This window comes from Bradyrhizobium sp., from assembly GCF_049519115.1.
Classification (GTDB): Bacteria; Pseudomonadota; Alphaproteobacteria; order Rhizobiales; family Xanthobacteraceae; genus Bradyrhizobium.
This window is the reverse complement of the sequence record NZ_JBEKRB010000186.1, coordinates 1-3397: the sequence shown is the minus strand read 5'-3', so window position 1 is coordinate 3397 and position 3397 is coordinate 1. Positions and strand designations below refer to the sequence as shown.

General features: G+C 58.8%; 1 protein-coding gene and 1 pseudogene. Both read left to right on the top strand.

Going from position 1 to position 3397, the window contains the following annotated elements; genetic code table 11:
- Positions 1-260: 260 nt before the first annotated feature.
- Positions 261-2030 carry an adenylate/guanylate cyclase domain-containing protein gene (locus tag ABSE61_RS36935; RefSeq protein WP_423876079.1) on the top strand — a complete coding sequence of 590 codons (1770 nt, stop codon included), beginning with the start codon at positions 261-263 and terminating at the stop codon, positions 2028-2030.
- A 207-nt stretch (positions 2031-2237) separates the two neighbouring features.
- A pseudogene (locus tag ABSE61_RS36930) lies at positions 2238-3255 on the top strand (IS110 family RNA-guided transposase).
- Positions 3256-3397: the final 142 nt, after the last annotated feature.

Here is a 3397-nt window from a genome sequence, read left to right as displayed (position 1 = left end):
TAGCGCCCGCTGCGCCGCCAGTGCCAAACTTCCCGCGACTTCGTGCCTTGGCGCTTTTTGGACGCCGGCCGCCACAGCGCGTGGAACCGTCCGTTATGCCGGCGTCCAAAAACCTGCACAAAACCGGAAGTGCCGCCCAACGTTTTTCAGCCGAATTTCCTTAGCGGGACAGCTTCATTGAGAATGGACGGTCATAGCTTTATCGCCGGACTTGCAATAGCATTCCGCTTATTTGCCCAACTCATTTGGGGCTTGGGAGAATGCCGGGCAACCAGACACACCGCAAGATCGTCGCGATTCTCGCCGCCGATGTCGTGGGTTACAGCCGCCTTGCGGGCACCGACGAGGACCGCACGCTTGCGCGGCTGCGGGCGCTGCGCAGTGATCTGATTGATCCGACCATCTCAGTTCACAAGGGGCGTGTGGTGAAGCGCACCGGCGACGGAGCCCTGGTCGAGTTCAGCAGCGTAGTCGACGCCGTGCGCTGCGCCATCGAGGTTCAGAACGGCATGGTCGAGCGCAATGCCGGACTGCCGCCCGACCGCCGTATAGAGTTTCGCATCGGAATCCACCTCGGCGACGTTGTCGAGGAATCGGACGGCGATCTCATGGGCGACAGCATCAATATCGCCGCCCGGCTTGAAGGGATCGCGAAGCCAGGGGCTATTTGCCTTTCCGAGGATGCCTATCGCCAGGTCAAAGCACGGCTTGATCTTGTGGTCGCCGATCTCGGTGAGCAAAACCTCAAGAATATCGCCGATCCGATCCGGGCTTATTCGCTCGAAGTCGGCAGGCCGGCGCGAGCAAGTCCGGACTCGGCCGCCACACCGCCGCACCTTTCCATCGTGGTTCTTCCCTTCGCCAATCTGGGTGGTGACCCGGAGCAGGAGTACTTCGTCGATGGCATCACCGAAAGTCTGACTACGGACTTGTCGCGCATCTCTGGCGGCTTCGTGATCGCGCGCAATACGGCTTTTACCTACAAGGGCAAGCACGTAGACGTAAAACAGGTAGGCCGCGAACTCGGCGTGCGTTACGTGCTCGAAGGCTCGGTGCAACGCGGCGGAAATCGACTGCGGATAAATGTCCAACTGATAGACGCTGAAACCGGCAATCACCTTTGGGCCGAGCGCTTCGATAAGCCATTGGCCGATCTATTCGATATGCAGGACGAGATCGTGGCGCGTCTTGCCAATCAGCTAGGCACCGAACTGGTCGCGGCCGAAGCGAGACGTGCAGAACAAGCGCCAAGTCCAGATTCAATGGACCTCTATTTCCAGGGAATGCTCCACGCAAATGGAGGATCTTCTCCCGAGCGAATCGCAAAGGCACGCGGCTTTTTCGAGCGAGCGCTCGCACTCGACGCCAGCAATATCGAGGCGCTGGTCGGCAGGGCGACCGTCGATGCACGCAGCGGTTCTTATTTTATGAGCGACCAGCGGGCGCGTCTCCTCGCGGAAGCTGAGGCTGCCTTGACGACGGTCTTGTCGCTCGCGCCAAATCATCCCATGGCACATTGCTTGCTAGGCATCGTCCAAATCTTTTCCAACCGCGCAGAGCAAGGCATCGCCGAATGCGAACGGGCGCTGGCGCTGGATCGAAATCTAGCTGTCGCTCATGCACAAATCGGTTTTGCTAAATTCGTAACCGGTCGCGGCGAAGAAACCGAAGCCCACGTCCAGGAGGCGCTTCATCTTTCTCCACGAGATCCCAGCGCAAATGTGTGGATGGTGTGGGTGGGAAATGCCAAGTCGCAGCTCGGAGCCGATGAAGAAGCAATCGTCTGGATACGTCGGGGCATCGAAGCTAATCGAAATCTAGCTGTCGGACATTTCTTTCTCGCATCTGCGCTGCAGCTCGTGAATCGACATGAGGATGCGCGGGCTGCGGCAAAAGCTGGGCTTCTTCTGGACCCAAGCTTTACCGTCGCTCGTTTCCGCGCCAGCGCAGCAACCGACAATCCGACCTATCTTGCCCGACGCGAGCGCGTCTATGATGGAATGGTCCGGGCCGGTCTCCCGGAAGGATGACAACAGCCAGTCAGACGCGTCCGAAGTCCGAAACGGGTCAAAATCGGAAGTGGCTCAGCCTGAATGGCATGTCGGTTCTGTCCTCAAGAGATGGGGTAATAGGCCGGCCAGCTGTGGATAGCTGAAGATTTTGGGTGCTGCGCTTCAGGCTGATGGTGAAACGAGGTCCGTGGTCACGGCCTCAAGCATCAGAAGGAGAAGCGCAGCATGGACCATTTTGCTGGATTGGACGTATCGGTCAAGGAGACGAGCATCCGCATTGTGGATGACACAAGATCGTTCGGGAAGCGAAGGTGGCGAGCGAGCCTGAAGCGTTGCTGGCGGTGTTGAAGAACCTCGCCTACCACTTCAAACGAATTGGGTTGGAAGCTGGGCCATTTACAGCGCGCTCGCTGAAGCAGACTTGCCAGTGATCTGTGTTGAAACGCGACACATGCGAGCGGTTTTGAAGGCGCAGATTAACAAGACGGATCGCAATGATGCCCGCGGCATCGCCCAGATGATGCGGGTGGGGCTTTACCGTCCGGTGCAAGTGAAGACGCTACGCAGTCAGAAACTGCGGATGCTGCTGACCCATCGCAAGCTGCTGCAGTCCAAGGCGATCGCCATCGATAACGACTTGCGCGGCACTTTACGCAACTTCGGTCTGAAGGTCGGTATGGTTGGGACAGTTAGGGTCGAGGTCCGCATCAGGGAGCTGGTCGAGAACTTTCCCGACCTGGCCGCACTGATCGAACCGCTGCTCATTGTTCGACGGACGCTTCGCGAGCAGTTCTGCATCCTGCATCGCCGCCTGCTGGCCATCGTGCGGGATGACGAGGTATGCCGGCGTTTGATGACGACCCCGGGTGTCGGCCCCGTGGTGTCACTGACCTATCGCGCCACTGTCGACGTTCCGGCTCGCTTCCGCAAATCCAAGTCAGTCGGGGCGGTGTTTGGGCTGACGAGCGCCAAGTATCAATCGGGTGAGATAGATTGGAGCGGCAAAATATCGCGCTGTGGCGATGAGATGATGCGGACGATGCTCTACGAAGCAGCCCCAAGTATGCTGCGTTCCAAGAAATGGTCATGGCTCAAGGCCTGGGCGATGCAGATCGCCAGACGCTGCGGGATGAAAAAGGCGATCGTGGCGCTGGCTCGCCGGCTGGCCGTGGTCATGCACCGTATGTGGGTTGATGGCACTGAGTTCCGCTGGACTAGGGAACAAGCCGCGGCAGCAGCATGACATCGTCAACGATCAGATCCGGATAGGAGAAAACTCGAGTTCCCCCGAGCAGTGGAAGGATGTCCCTCGCGGGACGATGGATGAGGTGAGTTCGCATGTCTGCTTGGTCCTGCCGTTCGATCGACGGCAAGGCCGACCAAAA

Bases quoted from the DNA above. Each gene is read 5' to 3' on its own strand.
- ABSE61_RS36935 (WP_423876079.1), top strand. From the start codon at position 261: ATGCCGGGCAACCAGACACACCGCAAGATCGTCGCGATTCTCGCCGCC.